The organism is Streptomyces sp. NPDC058683 (assembly GCF_042716195.1).
Taxonomy (GTDB): Bacteria; Actinomycetota; Actinomycetes; order Streptomycetales; family Streptomycetaceae; genus Streptomyces.
Genome location: NZ_JBHXSK010000066.1, coordinates 24,066 through 45,145 on the forward strand (window position 1 = coordinate 24,066; position 21,080 = coordinate 45,145).

Genomic DNA, 21,080 nt, shown 5'->3' on the forward strand with positions numbered 1-21,080 from the left:
TCCGCTCCGAGAGCGGCCAGCCTCTCCGGCGCATCGCCAACCCAACCCGCACCCGCACCTGTTGAAGGACCCTCGTTTTGACCACACCCGGACCGCCTACCAGTCCAGCGCGCACCAAGGGCGGTGAACTACGGGCCAAGGTGGCCCGACTGCTGGCCGACCGGCCGGCGGACACGCTCACCATCGGGGACATGGCCAGGCAGCTGGGCCACTCCCACGGCGCCGTCCGCAACGCCGCCCTCACCCTGGTGCGACGCGGCGAGGCCGGACAAAGCGGAACCGGACAACCGGAGTTCCGCGCGAACGCGAAAACCGCCGCAGCCGCGCAGACCGCTGTGATCAGCCCACCGGGCACCCACTCTCCCCGCGCCCAGGCGGCCACGGCCCGCACGACCATTCCCGCCGCAACCACGCCCAGGCAGACCGGCCCGATCCGCCGCGCGGGGGGCCAGCTCTACCACCCCCGGGAGCTGGCCGATCTGCCCGACGTCGAGGCGCTGAATCGCCTGCGCGACGCCGACGTGCCGGTGCTGCTCTACGGCCCTCCGGGCACCGGCAAGACGAGTCTGGTCGAGGCGGCGTTCCCGGACCTGCTCACCGTCGCCGGTGACGGCGACACCACGGTCGGCGACTTGATCGGCGAGTACACGCAGGACGACGCGGGAGCCTACGTCTTCCAGTACGGTCCGCTGGTCACCGCGATGACCGAGGGCCGCGCCCTGCTGATCGACGATGCCACCTTGATCTCACCGAAGGTCCTGGCGGCGCTGTATCCCGCGATGGACGGGCGCAGGCAGATCCAGGTCAAGGCCCACAAGGGCGAGACCATCAAGGCCGAGCCGGGCTTCTACGTGGTGGCGGGCCACAATCCCGGCGTCCACGGCGCGGTGTTGACGGAGGCGCTCGCGAGCCGGTTCAGCGTGCAGATCCAGATCGGCACGGACTATGACCTCGCCCTGGCGCTGAGGATCGATGCACGGGTTGTCCGGGTCGCCCGACACCTCGCCCACCAGGTCGAACTCGGCGAGCTGGGCTGGGCCCCCCAACTGCGAGAGCTGCTCAGCTACCAGAAGACCGAGGCCGTCCTCGGCACCAAGGCCGCGCTCGCGAACCTCGTCGGCATCGCTCCTGTGGAGGATCGCGACGCCGTCGCCGCTGCCGTCATCAAGGCTGCCAGCGTCAAGGAGGTCGCTCCCCTCACCCTCGGCAAGCAGCTCTCCGCCTCGGCCGTCCGGCAGCCCCCGGGCAGCACCGGCTCCGCGCACCGGGGCCGCTCGCGATGAGCGCCCACCACCACGTCCAGTCCCCCGCCACCGCGCCGGACGACGACGCCGACCTCGCGCGATGGGACGACGACGGAGCCCCGCCCGCGCAACCCCGTTCCTCCCCGGACGCGTGGCTGCGCGTGGGAGCCGAACTCGGCGATCGGCTGGTCGCCCTCTCCGGCCGCCAGGACCTCCTCGTCACCTGCCGCCCCGGCACGCGCAGCGGCGCACCGGCCGCGTTCTTCCCCACTCTGGGCGAGGTCGAGTTCGACGCCGGCCTGTTCGCCCCCCTCCAGCCCCACGAGATCAGTCCGCGGATCGTGGGCGACGAGGACCGGTATCCCGCCGCCTGGGGAGTGTTCGTCCACGAGGCCGCGCACGCGGCCCACTCCGTCTGGACACAGCCTGCCGGAGCGGACCCCCGTGTCGTCGAGGCCGCGCTCCTGTTGGAGGAGAGCCGTGTCGAAGGCGCACACCTGATCACGCGGCCCACGGACCGCACGTACCTGCGCACCAGTGCCCGAACCCTGGTCATGCCCGACATCGCCCACCCCACCCTCCAGGGCATCGAGCACGCCGCCGCCGTGGCGGCCCTGATCCTCGGCCGCCGTGACGTCGGCATCCTGGACGCCGGCGAGACCCGGGCCGTCGCCGATCTGTGCGAAAAGGTGCTGGGCGCAGACCTGCTGGCCACCCTCACCCGCATCTGGACCGCAGCCCACCAGTGCGCCGACCACGACGCCACGACCATGCTCGCGCACGCTCAACAATGGTGCGACGCTCTGGACACCGCGGCCCCCGCCCTGCCCGTGCCGGAGAACCTCACCGACCTGCTGTCCGGCGCCGTGGGGGTCGTCATGGACAGCACGGCAGCCACCGACGCCGCCGACCTCGCGGCACAGGCCGCAGCGACCAACGCCATGGCCGCGCAGTCCAAGGCGCAGGCACAGGACCGCGCCCAGCGGGCCGGCCAGCGACGCAAAGCCGCCGCCACCGCCAAGTCGGTCTTCAACGCCCGTGGCACCACCGTCACCCCCGACGGCACACCTGCGCCCTACGGCAACCCGGTCACCGGCACCCGCAGGCCCACCGCCGCCGAACAGAGTGCCGCCGCGCGCCTGAGCCGCGCCCTGCGTGCCGCCGCCTACCGCGAGCGGACCGAGGAGCGGACCACCAGCCCCACCCCGCCCGGCCGCCTCAACATGCGCGCGGCCCTCGCCCGCGACGCCCAGCGCGCGGCCGGGTCGGTCCCCACCACGGAACCGTTCACCCACACCCGCCGCCGGAACTCCCCCACCCCACCGCTGCGTGTGGGTATCGCCGTCGACGTCTCCGGCTCCATGCGTGCCGCCTGCGCGCCCGTCGCGTCCGCCGCCTGGATCATGGCACGCGCAGCAGCCCTGACCGACCCCGACTCCCTTACCGCCACCATCGCCTACGACATGCACCTGACCGCATTGACCCGACCCACCCACCGAGCACCAGAGCGCGTGACGACGTTCGATGCCAACGGCGGCCACCACAACCTCGGCGACGCCATCGACGCACTCGACCACGGCCTCGAACTCAGCCGCCCCGGCGCCGGCCGCCTCCTCGTGATCGTCACCGACGCCCGGTACGGCAGCGACGAAACCGCTCAAGCCGTCACCCGTGTCAAGCAGCTCACGACCGCCGGCTGCGCCGTACTCCAGCTCACCCTCACCGCGGAGTCCCACCACTTGCCGGGGACCACCTTGCTGCACCTGCCCCAGCCCTCCAGCGCTCCCGTCGCCATCGCCACGGCGGCCACAGACGCCATCCGCAGGACACGCTGAGACGACGCAGAAGGCGGAAGCGTCCCCGAGACCACCGCCAAGCACTCCAGACCACCTCCGCCGGCCGCATGAAGCGTGCATCTGATGCACGACCCTCCGCAACGACGCAGGCCACCACCCCAACCGCCAACGAAATGCACTCGATTTGAAGCCCCAGACCAGCAGCCCGACCTCGAACGTAACGCCCATCAAACGGAATTCCCCGGGGGTGCGTACGCACTGGACCGTGAAGCACGCCTGCTCCCACAGCGTGGATCACGATCTGTCGCATCGTCCTGCTGACCAGCGGGCGGGTTTCGCCCGCTGGCTCGCGTCGAAGGACTGCACCGACTGCTGGAAGGCAGCGCACGACGCCGACTCCGAGTCCAAGCAGGAGTGGCTCGCTCGCAAGCGGGCCGAGGAGCAGGAAGCGGCCGTCGCGTGGGCGCAGCAGTTCGGCATGCCACAGCTGGAGGGCTCGGAGAGGGCCCTGGACTGGGGTGAGCGGTCCCGCCACCAGCTGATGACGGCCGCGTACACCGCGCTCGTCGTAGAGGGCACGTGGGACGAGGCGGACTGGGCGGAGCTGGAGGAGAAGGCCCGCGCCGTCACCCGTGCCGGATGGTGGATCGATCAGCGCGACGCCGGCGGCACTGACCTGCTCGAACTCCTCGACGCAGCGGGTGAGGCGGACCGCGGGACGGAGAATCCTTTCCGCTGACGGCGGGGCAACATAGCCGGGGAACGCCGGTTAGCCAAACCGGCGTTCCTCCGGACCATTGATGTTCTCACCCCGCCAAGCAATCGCGTGGAAGGAACTCATGTCCCAGCCCCCGCCCACCTCGGCGTTCGCGCCGACGCCCGACCCGCTCACACCCGACCGGGACATCACCCACGCCCACTTCCAGGCCGGTGACACCGTCGTCGTCCTGAAGGGGGTGGCCGGCGGCGAACTGTGGGGTGACGCGATGGGCGTCGTGGCCCCGTCCTGGCACACCCCGACCGACGAGGACGGGTGGCGGCTGCGGGATGCGACCGGCGGCGCCCAGTCCTACGTCACCGCTCACCCCCGCTACCTCGTACACCTGACGCGCCGCTGCCCGGACTGCCTGATCCACCTGCGGGCCATGGAGGAGACGCTCCTGGCACGGTTCGCCGGCCGCGACGAGCTGATCGACTGCGGCTGGTACACCACCACCGCCCTGGGCCAGCTCGTGCACATCGCCGACATCCGAAGCGGCCGGTGATCGCCGGCCAGTACAACGCCCAACGCTCTCCGTAGGAGAAACGACTCCTTGCCCCGTACTGACCGCTTCCTGGACATCCGCCGCGACCCGCACTCCGACGAACTCCTCGCCCGGGGCGGCGACTCCGAGGCACACAGCATCCTCCAGCGCGCGGGCTTCATCGCCGTCGTCCGCCTCCACGAGACCTACCACCGGGCCCCCGCCGCCCTCGCCAAAGACGACGAGGCCCGACTCGCCACCAACGCCGTCGCACGCCTGCGGGCAGCCGGATACCACGTCGACTGCGACCCTCTCTTCCACTCCGATTCCCGACCCGTCCGCTATCCCACCCTCGGCGCCTCGGTCTCCCACCTCGCCGAGCGTCTCCGGGAAGCCACCGACACCGACGACGCAGCCGCCATCCTCACCGAACTCACGGCGCCTCACGACGGCGTCCTCGCCGGGCTGGATGACACCCTTGGCGCCCTGGCGGAGTTCTTCGACGGCCTCGGCAACCCGGCCGATCCCTACACCGCCCGGCGCCTGCGCTACCTCGCCGACGAATACATACGCGTCATCCGCTCCGACCTCGCACACACCCGCGAGCGGCTGGCCGACCGGTACACCCCTCACCCCGGCCGCCGGGCCTGCACCGAACAGGTTCCCGACCACGAGACCGAACGCTCCGCGGTGTGCGCCTGCCCACCACCGCCACGTGCACTGCCGGCCCCGGCACCACCGCCCGTCAGTGCCACCCGCCTGCGCCGCTGACCCCCTGCAACTGCCCAAGGACACCATGCACGACCACGACACCTCCGAACGCCTCGCCTCGTACGCCGACGTCCTCGCCGGTGAACTCCCCGACACCTGGACCAGCTCCTACCTGGAGCCGGACGCCAAGGACGACCTCGCCGACCGCATATGGGACCTGGACTTGGTCGCCGCCTGTCTCGCCGAGCACCCCCTGCAGCAGGCCGCCCTCCTGAGCCGGCCCGACGGCGCCCAGCTCGTCCTCCTCGACCGGTACGACGAGCGCGACGGCTTCCTCATCGCCGCCGTCGCCCCGGCCGCCCTGCCGGACGTTGCGTTCCTCGCCGTTCCCGAGCCCAACGGCATCGCCCTGGCCGATGACCCGTTCCTCAGCGCCGAGCAGGTCGCCGGCGACCTGCTCAGCCGCTACGACGCTGCCCTTGCCCAGGTCCGCCACAACGCCCTGGGCGGCATCCAGCCCTCGCAGCCGGACCGGGTCGTCCTGACCTGGCAGACGGACGGCAGCATCGCCACCGCCCCCGCCGACGACCGCGCCAGCGCGGTCCTCACATCCCACGGCTTCGTCCGGGACCCGCAGAGCGGCATCTACCGGCTGCGTGGCGACGACACCCAGGCCCAAGCCCGCGCCCTGCGCGAGATCGGCCCGTCCCTCGACGCGCTCGGCATCGGCACGGCACTGCAGCATCCCGCAGGCCGCACCGCGCCCACCGCCGCGCCCGCGTCCGTGGCGCCCGTCCCGGCCGGTCCCCGTACGCCGGCCACCCGGTCTCGGTGAAACAGACGGAGCCCGACTTCTGGGTGCTGGAGTACGTCACCATCACCAAGGACCCCCGCACCGACCTGGTCGTGGCCATCGGCGGCACCGAAAAGGCCGCGGACATCCTTCAGCGAACGGGCGGCTTCCTCTCCGCTCCCGGACCGCGCGGGGACTATCACCGGCTTCCCCACGGCCTGCCCGTCGAGCAGCAGCGACTGAAGGCGACCGCAGCCTCGCACGCCCTGCTCGCCGCCGGGCACAGCGTCCACCTCGACCCCACGCTGAACATGCTGGTCGCACCGGACGGTGAACGTGAGGCCGCCCTGCGCTACCTGGCCGGGCTCGCCGAGCGCGCCGCAGCCGCCACACCCGGCAGCGAGGTGGCCGAGGTCCTGACCGAGGTCGCTGCCCCCGTCCACGGGCTGCTGCCCCTCGCCAGAGAGGTCGTCGTCCACGCCTGGATCACCGCCAGCGGCTTCTCGGGAGCCGTGCCCGCCGGGGAGCCCGATCCCATCGCGCGACTCGGAAGGATCACCGACTCCCTGAGCGTGGCCGCGCGGGACATCCTCCACGCCCGCAACCACGCCGCACGCCCTGCGCAGCAGCCGGGCACTGCCTCACCACCGCCGGGCCGCGCCCAGCCCGCGGCATCCCGTCGCCGTTGACCCCGGAGAAGCCCGCCGTACCCCGCACACCCCCGCCGATCAGCAACCGGCTCAAGCCCCGACTCGCCACGGCCCTCTTCCGCCGTTACCTGCGCGCCTGCATTCCGGCCGGCCCCGACCGCACCTCTCCGCCGGGCGGAGGACGTCCTCGCCGAGACACAGCGCGTCGGACCGCGTCACGACCAACGGCTGTCAACCCACCCGGAGGAGCATGTCCCACCCCGCCCCCTACCCAGTGAGACTGGCCGACGAGATCACCCGCCAGCTCGGCCAGCTCGCCGACCACCTCTCTCAGCTTCCCCCGCCCCAGGCCGCCCAGGTCATCGCCCGCGTCCTCGACCCGGACAACGGAGTCCTCGGCGGCGTCACCCACCTCGTCGCCACCGGCAGCATGTTCGCCAAGAACCAGGCAGAGCTAGGCGCACTCCCCGCGGAGGTGTGGCTCGCCCTGGGCCGCGCCTCGAACGAACTCGGCGACATCAGCCTCGACCTGGACGAACACAAGGACACCCTTCGGCGCGCCGGCACCCAGCCCGCCGCCACGGTGGCGAAGCCCCCAGCACCCGTACCGCTCGTCGTACGGCGTCACAGGTGAAGAGGAAGCAGTGGCAGGACCGGGGCTCCGGTGAGCAGGCCGAGCAGCATTACCTCGTCCAGCCCCGCGCCCTGGCCGGCGGCGACGTCCGGCACGTCTCGGAGTTCCTGCGTGCCTCCGGCTGGCGGGACACGTCCAAGAGGGGCGGCCCCCTACGCATGGAGCGCCCGGACCGCACCGTGCGCATCGCCTACGACCCCTACATCCTCCCCGGCGGATGGACCATCCACGGCCGGGCGGACGGGGCAAACGGCGAGTGGTCCGCCCACCTGGGCCAGCAGACCCCGGTGGAGATCGTCGCCGGTATGACCGACACCCTCACCCGCCCCCGCTCCGCCCACGCCCCCAACGTCTGGGCCCCGCTGCAGGAACGGCACTGGCACACGCGCTTCGAGGGCCAGGACTACACGGCGACGAGCCCCGACGGCACCGCGTCCATGCAGTACTGGCACAGCCCTGACGGGGCCACGATGTGGTGGACCGGAGCGCAGGACCAGCAGGGCAACGGCTGGACGGCCAGTTTCACGCCGAACACCCCGATGCACCTGGTGCAAGCCTTCGCCACGGAACTCGCCAGCCCGGACCCCGTGATGCGCCCGCGCGGACGCGTCCCGGCGAGCGCCCAGATCCGCACCTGGTCGGTGTCCGTGAAGCCCTCCCAGCTCAGCGCATGGCAGCAGGCCCGCATCACCGCCGCCCGAGCCGCCACCTGGGCCCGCAGCGGCACGCAGAGCGCCCGGCCGCGCACCAGCGCCCGTCCCTACACCACGGCCGGCGGCGCCCGCACCCGCCGCTGACCACGACACCTCCAACCCCCAGGAGCCCGATGCCCGCACTCACCCCGGACACCATCCGTACCCTGACCGAAACGCTCGCGGACCTCACCGACTACCTGCGGGAGAACCCCGACCCCGCAGAGGCCCTCGCCCTCGTCGAGCCCCTCCTCGACGAGTACACGGGCCTGCCCGTCCAGTTCGCCGACACGCTGCGCGCCCTCGCCCGCGCCGTACAGGAGAACCCGGACACACCGCGCAGCCCGCAGGGCGACCTCCTGATCACCGAGCTGCGCACGGCCGCGTGGGAACTGACCGACCAGCACACCCTCCACTACGTGCTGGACGATCTCCGCGACCTGTACGGCAGTTCACCGGCAAGCGAGCAGGAGTCCCGCCCGTGCCGCTGAGCGAACGACAACTCGCCGCCTTCGCCGACAAACACGCCTGGCAGATCCCCTTCGACACCAGCCCCCGCCATCTCGCCGGTCCCGGCGACGCACGGCACATCACCCACGGGCTGGCCGTCGCCGGATGGCAGCGCACCTCCGACCCACTCAGCCCCGAGATGGTGCTCACCAGCCCCGACCACCGCTACAGCATCGGCTTCGATCCGGGAGCCGGCATGTTCGCTTGGTGGCGGCTGTGGGCGGAACCCACGGACAACGAACACGGCTGGTACGCCTACTTCGGCGAACTCGCCCCTGCCGAGATCATCTGCGGACTCACCGACGCCCTCGTCACCTCGCCGCCCCCGGCAGACACCACCCCTTTGGACGTGCTCGACGCCGTGGGCTGGCTCATCGATGCCCAGGGCGCGGCCAGTTCGCCGGACGGAACGTGCCGCGTTGAACGGCGTGCCGAGGAGCGCGACGACTCCGAGGTGTCCTGGCACATAGAGGTGCGCGATCCCGATCGAGGTCGCTTCGGTCCCCGCCTGTGGGAGGCCCGGTTCGCCGTCCGCACACCCCGGCCACTGGTCAACGCCTTCGTCACCGCGCTCGCCGACCCCAGCCCCCTGCAGCGCGGCATGCACGATCGCACCGCCCACTACAGCGTCGTCCAGGAGCCCAGCCCGCTCACCCCCAAGCAGGTGGTCGAGACACACACCGCCCGGCTTGACGCGATCCGGGCCCGGGCGGGCGCCGCCCGGCGCCAGCACAGCCGGTCCGCCACGCCCCCTGCCACAGACGCCACCCGGACACCGGCGCGCCGCTGACCTGGAAGGACACCCCGCCCATCTCCCTCTTCGACCACGACGCACACCGCGACCTTCTGCGCCGCCTCGACCACTACGTGCGCGACAGCAAGAAGATCCGTGACGCCTGGGACATCTACTCCGACGAGCACACTGATCTCGACGGCTGGCCCCATGACGACCTCGCCTACGGCATACGCGCGAGCCAGCGCGACGCCGACACCGCCGAGGCGTTCGAGACGGTCCGCTACGGCACCCGGCACCTGCTGGCCACGGCCGAGACACAGCTGACCCAGCTACCGGAGAACACCGTGCAGAGCCGCTGGGTCTACCAGTTGGGCGTCCTGCACACGGCCCTCGACCGCCTCGACGAACTGCACGCGCAGTGGCTGACCACCCGGGACACCCTCCCTGCCACCGCCAAGCCCGGCACGCCGGACTTCGACGACGCCCTCACCGAACATCACGCCGAATCGTGGACCTACCTCGACGACTGGGCCACCCACGGCAAGGCGCTCCGGGAAATCAACACCGCAGCCCGCAAGGCCCCTTCGCCCCTGGCCCCCACCCCGGCCCTCGCACCCGCCCGGCGCACCGCGGCACGGACGTGACGATGCCCCCGGCTCCCGAGACCGTCGAGGTCGACTTCATCACCCCGCGCCACCTCGCCGGCGGGGGACGACCCCGCCTGGATCACCGTCCCCCTCCACCGCGCCTGCGGATGGAGTTACGGCGACGACCCCCTGATGCCGCGCGTCCTGCTCTCCAGCCCCGGCCAGAAGGCCCTCCTGCGCCTGGAACCCAACCCCGACGACCCGTGGTGGACCCTGCACCACGCCGCCGAGCCGAACCGTCCTGCCTGGTACGCGCGCTTCGGCGCCCGCACCCCCGTCGAACTGATCGCCGCCGTCACCGACGCCCTCGCCGATGCGGCCCCAGCCGCCGACGCGCCGTGCGACCCGTACGGAGCGCTCCACCAGGCCGGCTGGTCACCGTACGGCGACAACGGCCTCGCGTCCCCCGACAAGACGGCGTACGTCGAGCGGCTGCGAACACCGGCTGAGCCGGGAGCCTGGTCCACCACCGTCACCCTCGGCCTTCACCAGCGGGTCTGGGAGGCCCGCTTCGGCGCCTACGCCCCGCCGCGCCTCGTCGCCGCGTTCACCGCCGCGCTCGCCGACCCGAAGCCCGTGCACCGCACCGACAACGGGCGCCATCTGCCGACCCTCGACCCGGCCGTCGTCACCCGCAAGACCACCAGCGTGCTCGCCGCGTACATCGCCAGCGCACTGGAAGATCGCGTCCACTCCCTCGCTGCCCGGCACACCCCCACGCCGACGGCACCGGTCCCCTCACGGCAGGCGCCGCCCCGGCACGGCCGCAGCCGCTGACCCACTTTTCCCCGCCCGGAAGCACATAGCCCTTGCGCCCTCCCTCCTCCAGCAGCAACACCGACGGATACGACCTCGCCTTGCGCCTCCTGCTCGGCGTGCTCGCCGTCGTCATCCCCCTGTCCCACCTGGCCTGGCTGTCCGGCAACATCACCGCCTACCTCACCGGCACCAACTGGGCCCCGTACCAGCCGACCAACGCCCTGCTCCATCCCGAGCAGGTCTGGCCCGCCGCAGGCGAAACGTCCCTGCTGATCGGCGCCCGCATCGTCCCCGTTCTCCTGTTCCTCGCCCTCGGGGCGGGGGCGGGCGTCCTGTCGGCCCGGCACAGGAACCGAAGCGGCGGCCGGAAGAAGATCACCGACATGGCCAAGGCCCGGGACATCGAGCCGCTGATGGCCAAGGCGATCACCGACAAAGCCCGCTCCCTGCGCCCCAGCCTGAAGGACACCAAGCACATCGCCGCGAAGGACACCGGCATCCTCCTCGGCAACCTGCAGGCCAGCCGGCATGAGGTGCGCATGGGGTTCGAGGACGTCGCCGTCGCGATCATGGCACCCCGGTCCGGCAAGACCACCTCGCTCGCCATCCCCTCCATGCTCGGCGCGCCAGGCCCGGTCCTGCTGACGTCGAACAAGGCCGCCGGCGACGCCTTCACCACCGCCTACGAGGCACGGGCCCGGGCGGGGACGGTGTGGACCATGGACCCGCAGCAGATCGCGCACGCGGCCCGCGAGATGTGGTGGAACCCCCTCGCCTCCGCGACAACCTTGGACGGGGCGAACCGGCTCGCCGGACACTTCCTCGCCGCCTCCGTGGACGCCTCCCAGCAGGGCGACTTCTGGTCGAAGGCCGGCAGCAACATCCTGTCTCAACTGCTGCTGGCCGCGGCGCTCGACGAGCGCCCGATCACCGACATCATGCAGTGGCTCGCTTTCCCCGCCGACCGCGCCCCGCTCGACATCCTGCGCGACCACCAGTTCACCGCCGTCGCCGCCCAGCTCAAGGGCACGGTCGAGGGACCACCTGAGACTAGGGACGGCATCTACGAGACCGCCCGGCAGTACGCCTCCGCCCTCCTGAACGCGGAGATCGCCGCGTGGGTGACCCCGCAGAAGGACGTGCCGGAATTCCGGCCCGCCGAGTTCGTCACGTCCACCGACACGCTGTTCCTGCTCAGCAAGGACGGCGGAGGCGGAGCCTCGGCACTGATCGCCGCGTGCGCGGACTCGGTGATGCGGGCCGCGACCGCCCAGGCCGAACGCGCCGGCGGACGCCTCGACCCACCGATGCTGGCGATCCTCGACGAGGCCGCCAACGTGTGCAAAATCTCGGACCTCCCGGACCTGTACTCCCACCTCGGCAGCCGCGGGATCATCCCGATCACCATCCTCCAGTCCTACCGTCAGGGCCAGAAGGTGTGGGGAGACGCGGGCATGGACGCCATGTGGTCCGCCTCGACCGTCAAGGTGATCGGCAGCGGCATCGACGACCCGGACTTCGCCGACAAGCTGTCCCGCCTGATCGGCGACCACGACGTGGAGACCACGTCCACGTCGCACTCGGAGTCCGGCAAGAGCACGTCGGTGTCGATGCGGCAGGAAAGAATCCTGCCCGCCGACGCGATCCGCGCCCTCCCCAAGGGAACCGCGCTCTGCTTCGCCACCGGCATGCGCGCCGCCATGCTCGACCTGCGGCCGTGGTACCGGGAGCCCGGCGCGCAGGAACTTTCCGCGGCGTCCGCCCGCGCGTCGCAGGCGATCACCGCCCGCGCCGTCGCGAAGCACACGCCCACGCAGTCCGACTTCCAGAAGGCCGCGTGAGCGAGACCCCGCTGCATCTGGTGCCGGTCCGCTCACGCCAGGCGAAGGAGTTCGTGCGGACCTGGCACCGTCACCACCCGCCGCCCGCAGGGCAGATCTTCGCCGTCGGTGCCGCCGACGAGAGGGGCATCCTGCGCGCCGTCGCCGTCGTCGGCCGGCCTGTCGCCCGCCACCTCGACGACGGCGCCACCCTCGAAGTCACCCGGACCGCCAGCGACGGCGCACGCAACGCCAACTCCCTGCTCTACGGCGCATCGTGGCGTGCGGCGAAGGCCCTCGGGTACCGGCGCCTGATCACCTTCACCCAGGAAGGCGAGAGCGGCGCGTCCTTGCGCGGCGCCGGCTGGCGCCTGATCGCCCGCCGCCCGCCCCGGGCCGGATGGCACACCCCCTCCCGGCCCCGGACCGGCCACGGCAACGACCACGTCGCCCGCTTCCTGTGGCAAGCCCCTGATCAGACGTCGGCAGACAACCTGCCCAGCAACTGACAGACCCCTGAACCGGTCTCCCAGCGCGACCGTCCGGATCGGAGTAGCCCTGCTCATCGTCGACTTGACCGAACACACCCGCCTGCTCGCCGAGGTCTCCCCCACTCTGAAGGAGTTGTCCGCCGAGACCAGACGTATCCGAAAGGGCGAGATCGCCAAGCCTGTCCGCGAGATCGCGCCCCTCAGCCTGCGCGTGCACGAGTTGGCCGTGGAGTGCACGCGCCAGGTCCACGACCTGGCGGTCAGCCAGTTCCCCGCGATGGAGGGCGGCGCCGAGTCCCTGGCGCACTTGGCCGGCGCCTGCGCCCAGATCTCGCTCGCCGCGACACTGTGCAACCTCGCCATCCATCACCGCACCGAGATCCTGCTGTCCGAGGACGCCGACCCCACTCCCGCGGCCAGCGCCGATCAACTTCGCCGTGCTGGTGAGGAGATGCGACGCGCCGCGACCACCTATCGCACCGTGGCGCAGCAGTTGTCCCGCCGCCTCGCTTCCGTCGCGACGCGCCCTCAGGTCCTGCACCGCGGCTCACCGCAAGCCCATGCGAAGCCGTCGGCCCCGGCCCCGCGGCACCCCCCGACGGTCCGGCGGCGAGCATGACGACACCGCCCGACGAGGGCCTCCTGTTCGACGTGGCCGCCCCGCCGACTCCGGTCGAGCGGCTGCTGCTGCTCGCCGACCAGTACGTGCAGCACAACGACATGCTCGACCGGCTCCTGCGCTCCGGGCCATCGCCGGACCCCGACGCCCACGCGGGCTCCGCGCAGCGCCTCGCCGCCGCGACCTGCTCCGCCATCAAGGCAGTCACCGACGAACGCCTCTTCCGCAGCCACGACCTGTCGGACGCGGTGCTCCGCCTCCAGCAGCTCGCCTTCCTGAGCAACGCCTCCGCAGACCAGCAGCTCCCCACGGCACGCATGCTGACCGCATTGGCACCCGAAGCGGCGATGAGCTGCGCGGACACCCTCGCCTTCGAGGTCCGACACCGCCGTGGGAGCACCCCTGACGCTCCGGAGCATCCACTGACCAGCACGCAGCACACCGCCTTGTGGGAGATCGGCTGCGGGAACGTCGTGGCCACCAACTCCCTGGGCCGGCAGTACGTCCACTACCGGGACGAGCGCGTGCTGATCGGCACGCTGCGGGCGCTGGAAGCGGACGGCCTGGCCGAACGCGTCCCCACGTCCGCGCCCTCCGCCCACATCGGCGGATCGCTGCAGGACCGCGTCCGCCTCACGGCCGCCGGCACCACTGCCCTGGCCGCCGCGATCAGCCGCCCGCCCACCGCCAGGACGCCCCGTACAACCCCGGCGTCCGTCCCCGCCGCCGCGAAGGCAGCCACTCGAACCCGCTGACCGACCCTCCGGAGCCACACTGCGCCATGCCCCCGCTCGACCTGGCAGAACAAGGACGACAACTCCACTCGCTGGCCGATGACTTTGATGCCCTGCACACCCGCGTCAGGGACGTCTCCTACACCCCCGGCACCGACGCGCTATGTCAGATCAGCCCTCTCCTACTCAAGGCCCAGGAGCTGACAGCCGCTGTCCTCGTGCGTCTGAGCACGCTCGGCTCCAGCACCTACACCCTCGTCGCAGGGAGCCGCTCCAGCCTGGAGTGCCTGGCCTCGGTCGCGGTCGCCTCCACCGTGGCCGGTAACGACCTCGCCGGCGCGCTGTTCGCCAACCCCTACGACGGGGCGCCGTTCGACGGCTATCCCGCGGACGACGCCTCGGCGCGCACCGCTCGCCATACCGAGGCCCTCCCGAAGATGACCGGGCTCCTCGCCGACGCCTGCCACCAGCTCGACCTGAGCGCGACCGGATGCCACTCCGTCGCCACCGCCATCGCCCATGCCTTCCGCGCCGCCCGCGACACAACGGACTCGGCCCAGGAGGCTGCCGTCCCCGCTCTGACCGGCACCCAGTACGACGCCCTCAAGTCCCTCGCTCGCGGCAACGGAATGCTGTACGAGGGGGCGCGGCGAGGGCCGGGCGTGATCCGTGTGGCGACCGCGGACGGCACCCGTATCTCGATCGCCACCTTCCGGGCCCTGAACAAGCGCGGGCTCGTCGGCCGGGACATGAGCACCCGGCTGTCGCGCGGGCAGAAGATCACCGTCACCAGGCTGGGACACCAGGCTCTGGCCAGGCCGCGCCCCACAGCTGCGGCCAGCCCGCTCGGGCCTCCTCCACGCCTTCTGCGGTGCGCGGCGCACGCCGGTGACGCACTTCGCGCCCAAGGACCGCGTCCTGGTCTCACCACGCCATCTGGCAGGCGCCGGAATCGACCGGCTCGCCGACGCGATCGGTCCGCTGATCCACCTGTTCGGCTGGCCGGGCGAACACGACCGTGCGGCCGGACGCATCACCGTCACCAGCCTGTTCGTGACCTTCGGCTCCCGCCACACACACGGGCAGTGGTGGTCCATCGCGCACCACGAGCCGTTCTGGGAGGCCCGGTTCACGCGGCAGACCCCGATCGAGGCCATCGCCGCCGTCACCCAGGTACTGCCCCAACTGGCAGGCGATTTCCGTCACGCCGACCGGATCCCGCTCACGACCAGCGCGCTCACCGAGATCGCCGACCTGAACCACTGGCGCCATGGCTAGGGCGACGTTCACCGGCCCCACCAAGGCGACTCCAACTGGCTCCAGTGGGAGGGGCGTTTGGGGGTACTGAGGGGTTGTGGCGAGGCGAAGTGGCCCCACCTCGGGTCTTGCGGTGCCACGGTGGTTGTGGTCCGCCGAGGGTGGGTGCTGTGGATGTCCTTGTCCAAGCAGGAGTTGTTTGACCGGATTCGCCGTGACAGCTGGCAGCGGGGGCTGTCGATCCGGGCGTTGTCGAAGAAGTACGGGGTGCACCGTCGTCTGGTGCGGGAGGCGCTGGCCTCGCCGGTGCCGAAGCCGCGGAAGCGGCCGGTACGGACCTCGCCGCGGATGGAGCCGTACAAGAAGACGGTCGACCAGTGGCTCCGCGCCGACCTTGAAGCGCCGCGCAAGCAGCGGCACACCGCCAAGCGGATCGGTACGCGGCTGGAGGAGGAGTTCGGCGTCACCCTGCCCTACACGACGGTGCGTGATTTCGTCACCGCCCGCCGCCGGGCGATCGCCGAAGAGGGTGGGGTCGCGGCCGAGGGCTACTTGATCCGGCACAACGCGCCAGGCGCGGATGCGGAGGTGGACTTCGGGGAGGTGTGGGTCGACCTGGCCGGGGAGCGGGTGAAGTGCTTCCTGTTCGCGTTCCGGCTGGCCTACTCGGGCCGGGCGGTGCACCGGCTCTCGCGCTCATGCGGGCAGCAGGCGTTCTTCGAGGGCCACGTGCACGCCCTGTCTGTGCTGGGAGGGGTGCCGGCCGGGCAGGTCCGCTACGACAATCTCACCCCGGCGGTCAGCAAGGTGATGTTCCGCAGCCGGCTGCGGGAGGAAAACCCGAAGTGGACCGCGCTGCGCGAGTTCTACGGGTTCACCGCGTTCTACTGCGAGCCGGGACTGCGCGGCGCCCATGAGAAGGGCGGAGTGGAGGGGCAGGTGGGCTACTTCCGCCGCAACTACCTCACCCCGGTCCCACGAGTGGACACGCTGGAGGACCTCAACGGGCAGATCGCCGGGTTCGAACAGCGAGAGCTGGAGCGCCGCATCGGCTCCCGGATCCGCACCATCGGACAGGACTTCACCCGTGAGGCGCCGCACCTGCTGCCTCTGCCGCCGGAGCCGTTCGAGACGGCGATGACCTTCCAGCCACGGGTCGACCGCTACAGCCGGATCACCGTCAAGATGTGCTCCTACTCCGTCCCGGTCCGGTTCATCGACCGCAAGGTCACCGTCCACCTGACCGGCGACATGCTGGTCGTCTTCGAGGGCCGCCGCGAAATCGCCCGCCATGTCCGGCTCGCCGGCCGGGGCCTGGAGCACCTGGTCCTGGACCACTACCTGGAGGTGCTGCTGCGCAAGCCCGGCGCGCTGGACCGTTCCGAGGCGCTGCATCAGGCCCGCGCCGAGGGCACCTTCACCGCCGAGCACGAGGCGTTCTGGGCTCTGGCCAAGCAGCGGCTCGGCGAGATTGACGGAACGAAAGCCCTGGTCAGGATCCTGCTCCTGCACCGCCATCAGCAGCACGCCAACGTGATTGCGGGCCTTCGCGCCGCGCTCAAGCTGGGCACCTGCAGCGAGGACGTGGTGGCTCTGGAGGCCCGCAAGTCCGCACAGGCCGATGGCCGGGCCCCCACCGTCACCGCCGCTCCGGCAACCCCCCATCGGCCGGAGCCTGCCGACCCGCAGCTGCCGCAGGTCAGCCACCTCACCGCGCACCGCCTGGCCAGGCCCCTGCCCGAAGACGCCCGCCCCCTGCCCCGCCTGGAGCAGTGGGACGAACTGCTCCACCTGCGCCGGAAGGACTCCTCATGACTGCCGCTCATCACGCCCTGACCGCCCAGGCGTCCGACGCCGCGATCGACACCGCCTGCCGCATGCTCCGGCTGCCCACCATGCGAGCCCAGGCCGCCGACACCTCGCCCGCGCCGAACGCGAGGGCCTGTCCTACGCAGGCTTTCTCGCCGAGCTGCTGATGGCCGAGTGCGAGGACCGCGACCGCCGTCGGGCCGAACGCCGCATCCGCGCCGCCCACTTCCCGCGCGAGAAGTCCCTGCGCGACTTCGACTACCGCGCCAACCCCAACGTCGACCCGGCCGTGATCCACAACCTCGCCACCTGCGACTGGATCACCAAGGGCTACCCGCTCTGTCTGATCGGGGACTCCGGAACCGGCAAGTCCCACCTGCTCATTGGCCTGGGCACCGCAGCCGCCATGGCCGGCTACCGCGTCCGCTACACCACCGCAGCCAGCCTGGTGAACGAACTCGTCGAAGCCGCCGACGACAAGCAGCTCGGCAAGACCATCGCCCGCTACGGACGCGTCGATCTGCTCGAAATCGACGAACTCGGCTACCTCGAACTCGACCGCCGCGGCGCCGAGATGCTTTTCCAGGTTCTGACCGAGCGGGAGGAGAAAAACAGCATCGCGATCGCCTCCAACGAGGCGTTCACTGGCTGGTCCAAGACCTTCACCGACCCCCGGCTCTGCGCGGCCATCGTCGACCGGCTCACCTTCAACGCCACCCTGATCGAGACCGGAACGGAGTCCTACCGCCTGGCCCGCACCAAAGCGAACAAGACCAACGGGATCAAGTAGCGTCCAGCGCACGAGTCCGCAGGGTCTGGCGAGCCGCCGTGGCGGTCGTGACGCGTTGGCGACCGGCTCATTGTTGACGTGTGTGGTCGGCGTCGGGTGATCATGGTGCATGACTCGCGCTCTGTCGACGCCGCCCGTCATTGCCTCCGGTTTGCTCGGTGGCTCCCCCCAACCCGTGCTCCCCGCCACCGGCGGCTTGCTGTTGCGCCCCTGGGAAGAAGCCGACGTGCCAGCGTTCCTGTCTGCTTACCAGGATGATGAGATCCGCCGCTGGCACACGCGGCGGCCCTGCTCCGAAGCCCAGGTCCGGGAATGGTTCGACGCATACCGCCAGGACTGGAAACACGAGAAGGGCGGCCACTGGGCGATCACCCGCGACGGCGACGAGGTACTCGGCCGGCTGGCGCTACGCGGCCTGGACTTCGACGACGGCATAGCCGGCATGGCCTACTGGGTACTCCCGGCAGCCCGCGGCGCCGGTGTCGCCTCGCACGGCCTCGATGCCCTCACAGCCTGGGCCCTGAACGAGATCGGCTTCCACCGTCTGGAGCTGGACCACTCCACCCGCAACCACGCCTCGTGCAGGGTCGCCACCAAGTCCGGCTACCTCCTGGAAGGCACCAAACGCAGCGCCGCCGTGCATGACGATGGCCGGCACGACATGCATCTGCATGCCCGCATCCGAGGAGACTGAGGCTTCCCGATCCATCCCGCAGTTCCCCTTGGCCTGCGATGAGATGAACACCGCCTACTCCCACCGCGTGATCGAAACGACCGGCGGCCAGTTCGTTGACAGGGCCGGAGAGAAGCATCGTTACTGGGTGCCGGCGTCCTGATCAGCCGCCCGGTGGTCCCAGATCAAACCGCCCTCCGGAGCCACTTCACGACGCCTGATCTTCACGAATCATGCGTGAGCTGGAGCCAGTTGGAGTCGCTTTGGTGGGGCCGCTGAACGTCGCCCTAGCCAGGCGCCATGAGGGCGGCGGCGTCTTCACCTCGCCCGATGGTCACTGCCACCTGCAGCACACCCCGGCACAACAGACCCCGTGGCGCTTCCGGCACCACGTGTACGACGGCTTCGACACCCACTGGGGCGCCTCCTTCACCCAGGAGACCCCCGAGGAGGTCATCGCCCAGTTCTTCACTCACCTAGCGACGACCACGCCCGTCGAGCGCACCTTCCGTGACCTCCCCTACCTCGTGCAGGACCTGGACGACGTGCTCATCACCGCCGTGCGCCCCTCCACCGTGAATCCACACGTCGACCACGCCGACGCCCAGATCAACCTCGCCGTCCGCCGCCGCTGACCCGCCGCCGAACGAGACCCCCCGATGAACCATCCGACCGCACCGGCCGAGCACCTCCTGCTCCTGGCCTGTGACTTCACCCGACACAACGACGCCCTGACCCGGATCCGGCTGACCGACTCCAGCCCCACCACGGCACTCACCCAACAGGTCGACTCCACCCAGCACCTCGCCGATTCGGCCCTGCATATCGTGGACATCCTCAACGCGCAGTCGATGCATCACAGCCCCGCGATCTACACCGTTTACGCGCGGGTGAAACAGCTCGCCCAGCTCACCACGGACGCATCTGGCCATCTCCTCGACGCAGTGGACATCCTCGACCTTGCCCGCGCCGGAATCCCGCTGCCGGACGGGGGCCCGCTGCTGACCTACCAGCAGGCCGTGGGAGAGGCCGGAAGCCGCCTCGCCCTGGTACGCAACCTGACGGCGCTCGGCGCCCCCGATGCCTTCACGACCGCCGAGGTGTTCGTCACCGAACGGCGCCGCCAGGGCGCTCGCCCCACGCACCAGCCGCCGACGCTTTCCTACGCTCAGGAGGCCGCGCTGCGCGCCGTCGCCCAGGGCAAGGTGACGATCGCGGGCGGCAAGCCGTACCTCCGCAGCGACGACCTGCGTGTCTCCATCAGCACCATCCGGTCACTGGAGGGCCGCGGTCTGGTGTCACGCGAACCCTGTCCGCTCCGGCTCCAGGCCGAACGCGTCCGCCTCACCGCTGACGGCTGTCAGGGCCTGGCGGCCGCCTTCGGCCGGCCACGGGCCCCTGCCCTCACCGCTGCCCGGCCCTCCACCAGCCTGAGCGCCAAGGCAACACGCGCCGCCACCCGTTGATCTTGTCTCGCTTCCCGCCCTGCTGCGGGCCCCCTTTCCGTCCGTCTCCGCGAGTCCACTGCCGTCCCTCCCCGCTCCGCTCGCCGAATCTCCCGGGCCACCGTGTCAATTCTGGACGTCCCCGACGTATTCATCGGGTCCACCGACGACGGGCACACCTTCGTCATCCTCAACCGCCACATCCGCGACGCCCACCGGCTGCTCACCACGGCCGGCTTGCTCCCCCGTGAACACCTGGACCGCACGCTCTACCTGCTGCCACCGGACACCACGCGGGACGTACGCGAGCGTGCCGGCATCGCGATGTACAGGCTCCTGGCCCACACCCACGACCTCGTCGACCTGGCCTGGGCGACCCGCCGGAGTCCCGGCCAGCCGGCAGGCGCACCAGACCTGCACTTTCGGCTCCTGCGGGCGCCCCTACGGGACCCCCTGCCAACACGAGCACGCCTGCATCCGCTGCCCGATGCTCCACGTCAACCCCAAGATGCTGCCCGCCTCGTGGAACTGGAGGCCGACCTCCTGGACCGTCGAGCACGCGCCGAAGCCGAGGGCTGGGTCGGCGAGACCGAAGGCATCGACCTCACCCTCACCTTCCTCCGCTCCAAGCGCGACGAAACACAACGCCGAACCCAGCGACCGTCCGTTGACCTTGGCATCCCGACTCCACGCCGACACAGGAGCTGACGAGGAGAGTCAGTACCGAAAGCTGGCTCGCCCCTCGCTGAGATAGATCATCCAGGGGCGAATCAGCTCACCACCCGCCACAGGCCGCAGTTCCACCCCGAGATCTCGCACGGCGGCAATCGCCCCAATCAGGTGCTCAGGAAAGTGCTGACGTCGCGCCTCCTCCTGAGCGGCGAAGAGCGGACCGAGCTCATCCCAGCCTGCTCCTGGCACGAAGCGGCAGAGAAACCACGGTTGATCGATGCTCACGTCCCACAGCGCGCCGATCAAGGTGTCGCCACGCCAGACCTCGTATGTGGCTGTCTCCCCCACGCATCC

General features: G+C 71.0%; 24 protein-coding genes and 1 pseudogene. 24 read left to right on the forward strand and 1 reads right to left on the reverse strand.

Features of this window, described 5'->3' with window-relative positions; genetic code table 11:
• The first annotated feature begins 140 nt into the window (after positions 1-140).
• The 24 genes and pseudogenes from ACFWXC_RS46165 (at position 141) to ACFWXC_RS46280 (ending at position 20,762) form a co-directional block, all read left to right on the forward strand.
• Positions 141-1,283: an AAA family ATPase gene (locus ACFWXC_RS46165; protein WP_384489137.1), complete on the forward strand. Its 1,143-nt coding sequence runs from the start codon at positions 141-143 to the stop codon at positions 1,281-1,283.
• Complete coding sequence (locus tag ACFWXC_RS46170; protein WP_384489065.1) at positions 1,280-3,079, forward strand: hypothetical protein; 1,800 nt, start codon at positions 1,280-1,282, stop codon at positions 3,077-3,079. Before ACFWXC_RS46165 ends, ACFWXC_RS46170 begins: the two co-directional genes overlap by 4 nt.
• A 208-nt stretch (positions 3,080-3,287) precedes the next feature.
• A complete protein-coding gene (locus tag ACFWXC_RS46175; protein WP_384489067.1) occupies positions 3,288-3,779 on the forward strand; it encodes a hypothetical protein in 492 nt (163 codons plus the stop codon).
• Between the two features lie 100 nt (positions 3,780-3,879).
• Entirely contained in the window at positions 3,880-4,305 is a 426-nt protein-coding gene (locus tag ACFWXC_RS46180) for a hypothetical protein (protein ID WP_384489069.1), read from the forward strand.
• Positions 4,306-4,353: 48 nt separating this feature from the next.
• The gene (locus ACFWXC_RS46185; RefSeq protein WP_384489071.1) at positions 4,354-5,055 is read left to right on the forward strand and encodes a hypothetical protein; all 702 of its coding nucleotides are present in this window, start codon (positions 4,354-4,356) and stop codon (positions 5,053-5,055) included.
• Between the two features lie 25 nt (positions 5,056-5,080).
• Positions 5,081-5,830, forward strand: coding sequence for a hypothetical protein (locus ACFWXC_RS46190; protein ID WP_384489073.1), 750 nt, complete (start codon positions 5,081-5,083; stop codon positions 5,828-5,830).
• Positions 5,827-6,477 carry a hypothetical protein gene (locus ACFWXC_RS46195; RefSeq protein ID WP_384489075.1) on the forward strand — a complete coding sequence of 217 codons (651 nt, stop codon included), beginning with the start codon at positions 5,827-5,829 and terminating at the stop codon, positions 6,475-6,477. The genes ACFWXC_RS46190 and ACFWXC_RS46195 overlap by 4 nt, the downstream gene beginning before the upstream one ends.
• Before the next feature lie 211 nt (positions 6,478-6,688).
• The gene (locus tag ACFWXC_RS46200; protein ID WP_384489076.1) at positions 6,689-7,072 is read left to right on the forward strand and encodes a hypothetical protein; all 384 of its coding nucleotides are present in this window, start codon (positions 6,689-6,691) and stop codon (positions 7,070-7,072) included.
• Entirely contained in the window at positions 7,069-7,869 is an 801-nt protein-coding gene (locus tag ACFWXC_RS46205; RefSeq protein ID WP_384489078.1) for a DUF317 domain-containing protein, read from the forward strand. The genes ACFWXC_RS46200 and ACFWXC_RS46205 overlap by 4 nt, the downstream gene beginning before the upstream one ends.
• Before the next feature lie 29 nt (positions 7,870-7,898).
• Positions 7,899-8,255, forward strand: coding sequence for a hypothetical protein (locus ACFWXC_RS46210; protein WP_384489080.1), 357 nt, complete (start codon positions 7,899-7,901; stop codon positions 8,253-8,255).
• Positions 8,246-9,064 carry a DUF317 domain-containing protein gene (locus ACFWXC_RS46215; protein WP_384489082.1) on the forward strand — a complete coding sequence of 273 codons (819 nt, stop codon included), beginning with the start codon at positions 8,246-8,248 and terminating at the stop codon, positions 9,062-9,064. The genes ACFWXC_RS46210 and ACFWXC_RS46215 overlap by 10 nt, the downstream gene beginning before the upstream one ends.
• Positions 9,065-9,141: 77 nt before the next feature.
• Complete coding sequence (locus ACFWXC_RS46220) at positions 9,142-9,654, forward strand: hypothetical protein (RefSeq protein WP_384489084.1); 513 nt, start codon at positions 9,142-9,144, stop codon at positions 9,652-9,654.
• Positions 9,655-9,789: 135 nt separating this feature from the next.
• Entirely contained in the window at positions 9,790-10,434 is a 645-nt protein-coding gene (locus ACFWXC_RS46225; RefSeq protein ID WP_384489086.1) for a DUF317 domain-containing protein, read from the forward strand.
• Between the two features lie 32 nt (positions 10,435-10,466).
• Positions 10,467-12,257 carry a type IV secretory system conjugative DNA transfer family protein gene (locus tag ACFWXC_RS46230; RefSeq protein WP_384489088.1) on the forward strand — a complete coding sequence of 597 codons (1,791 nt, stop codon included), beginning with the start codon at positions 10,467-10,469 and terminating at the stop codon, positions 12,255-12,257.
• Positions 12,254-12,745 (forward strand): XF1762 family protein, encoded by a 492-nt coding sequence (locus ACFWXC_RS46235; protein ID WP_384489090.1) that lies wholly within the window; start codon positions 12,254-12,256, stop codon positions 12,743-12,745. The genes ACFWXC_RS46230 and ACFWXC_RS46235 overlap by 4 nt, the downstream gene beginning before the upstream one ends.
• Positions 12,746-12,809: 64 nt before the next feature.
• Positions 12,810-13,346 carry a hypothetical protein gene (locus ACFWXC_RS46240; RefSeq protein ID WP_384489092.1) on the forward strand — a complete coding sequence of 179 codons (537 nt, stop codon included), beginning with the start codon at positions 12,810-12,812 and terminating at the stop codon, positions 13,344-13,346.
• Positions 13,343-14,101, forward strand: coding sequence for a hypothetical protein (locus ACFWXC_RS46245; protein WP_384489094.1), 759 nt, complete (start codon positions 13,343-13,345; stop codon positions 14,099-14,101). The genes ACFWXC_RS46240 and ACFWXC_RS46245 overlap by 4 nt, the downstream gene beginning before the upstream one ends.
• A gap of 867 nt (positions 14,102-14,968) precedes the next feature.
• Positions 14,969-15,358 carry a DUF317 domain-containing protein gene (locus ACFWXC_RS46250; RefSeq protein WP_384489096.1) on the forward strand — a complete coding sequence of 130 codons (390 nt, stop codon included), beginning with the start codon at positions 14,969-14,971 and terminating at the stop codon, positions 15,356-15,358.
• 153 nt (positions 15,359-15,511) lie between these two features.
• The gene (istA, locus tag ACFWXC_RS46255; RefSeq protein WP_384489098.1) at positions 15,512-17,152 is read left to right on the forward strand and encodes an IS21 family transposase; all 1,641 of its coding nucleotides are present in this window, start codon (positions 15,512-15,514) and stop codon (positions 17,150-17,152) included.
• Positions 17,149-17,936 (forward strand): annotated as a pseudogene (istB, locus tag ACFWXC_RS46260) (IS21-like element helper ATPase IstB). The gene istA and the pseudogene istB overlap by 4 nt, the downstream one beginning before the upstream one ends.
• A 109-nt stretch (positions 17,937-18,045) precedes the next feature.
• Positions 18,046-18,630 carry a GNAT family N-acetyltransferase gene (locus ACFWXC_RS46265; RefSeq protein ID WP_384489100.1) on the forward strand — a complete coding sequence of 195 codons (585 nt, stop codon included), beginning with the start codon at positions 18,046-18,048 and terminating at the stop codon, positions 18,628-18,630.
• A gap of 212 nt (positions 18,631-18,842) precedes the next feature.
• A complete protein-coding gene (locus ACFWXC_RS46270) occupies positions 18,843-19,244 on the forward strand; it encodes a DUF317 domain-containing protein (RefSeq protein ID WP_384489102.1) in 402 nt (133 codons plus the stop codon).
• A 24-nt stretch (positions 19,245-19,268) separates the two neighbouring features.
• Positions 19,269-20,075 carry a hypothetical protein gene (locus ACFWXC_RS46275; protein ID WP_384489104.1) on the forward strand — a complete coding sequence of 269 codons (807 nt, stop codon included), beginning with the start codon at positions 19,269-19,271 and terminating at the stop codon, positions 20,073-20,075.
• A 102-nt stretch (positions 20,076-20,177) separates the two neighbouring features.
• Entirely contained in the window at positions 20,178-20,762 is a 585-nt protein-coding gene (locus tag ACFWXC_RS46280) for a hypothetical protein (RefSeq protein ID WP_384489106.1), read from the forward strand.
• Between the two features lie 9 nt (positions 20,763-20,771).
• Here ACFWXC_RS46280 and ACFWXC_RS46285 read toward each other — a convergent pair whose 3' ends face one another.
• Positions 20,772-21,074: a hypothetical protein gene (locus ACFWXC_RS46285; RefSeq protein WP_384489108.1), complete on the reverse strand. Its 303-nt coding sequence runs from the start codon at positions 21,072-21,074 to the stop codon at positions 20,772-20,774.
• Between the last annotated feature and the right edge of the window lie 6 nt (positions 21,075-21,080).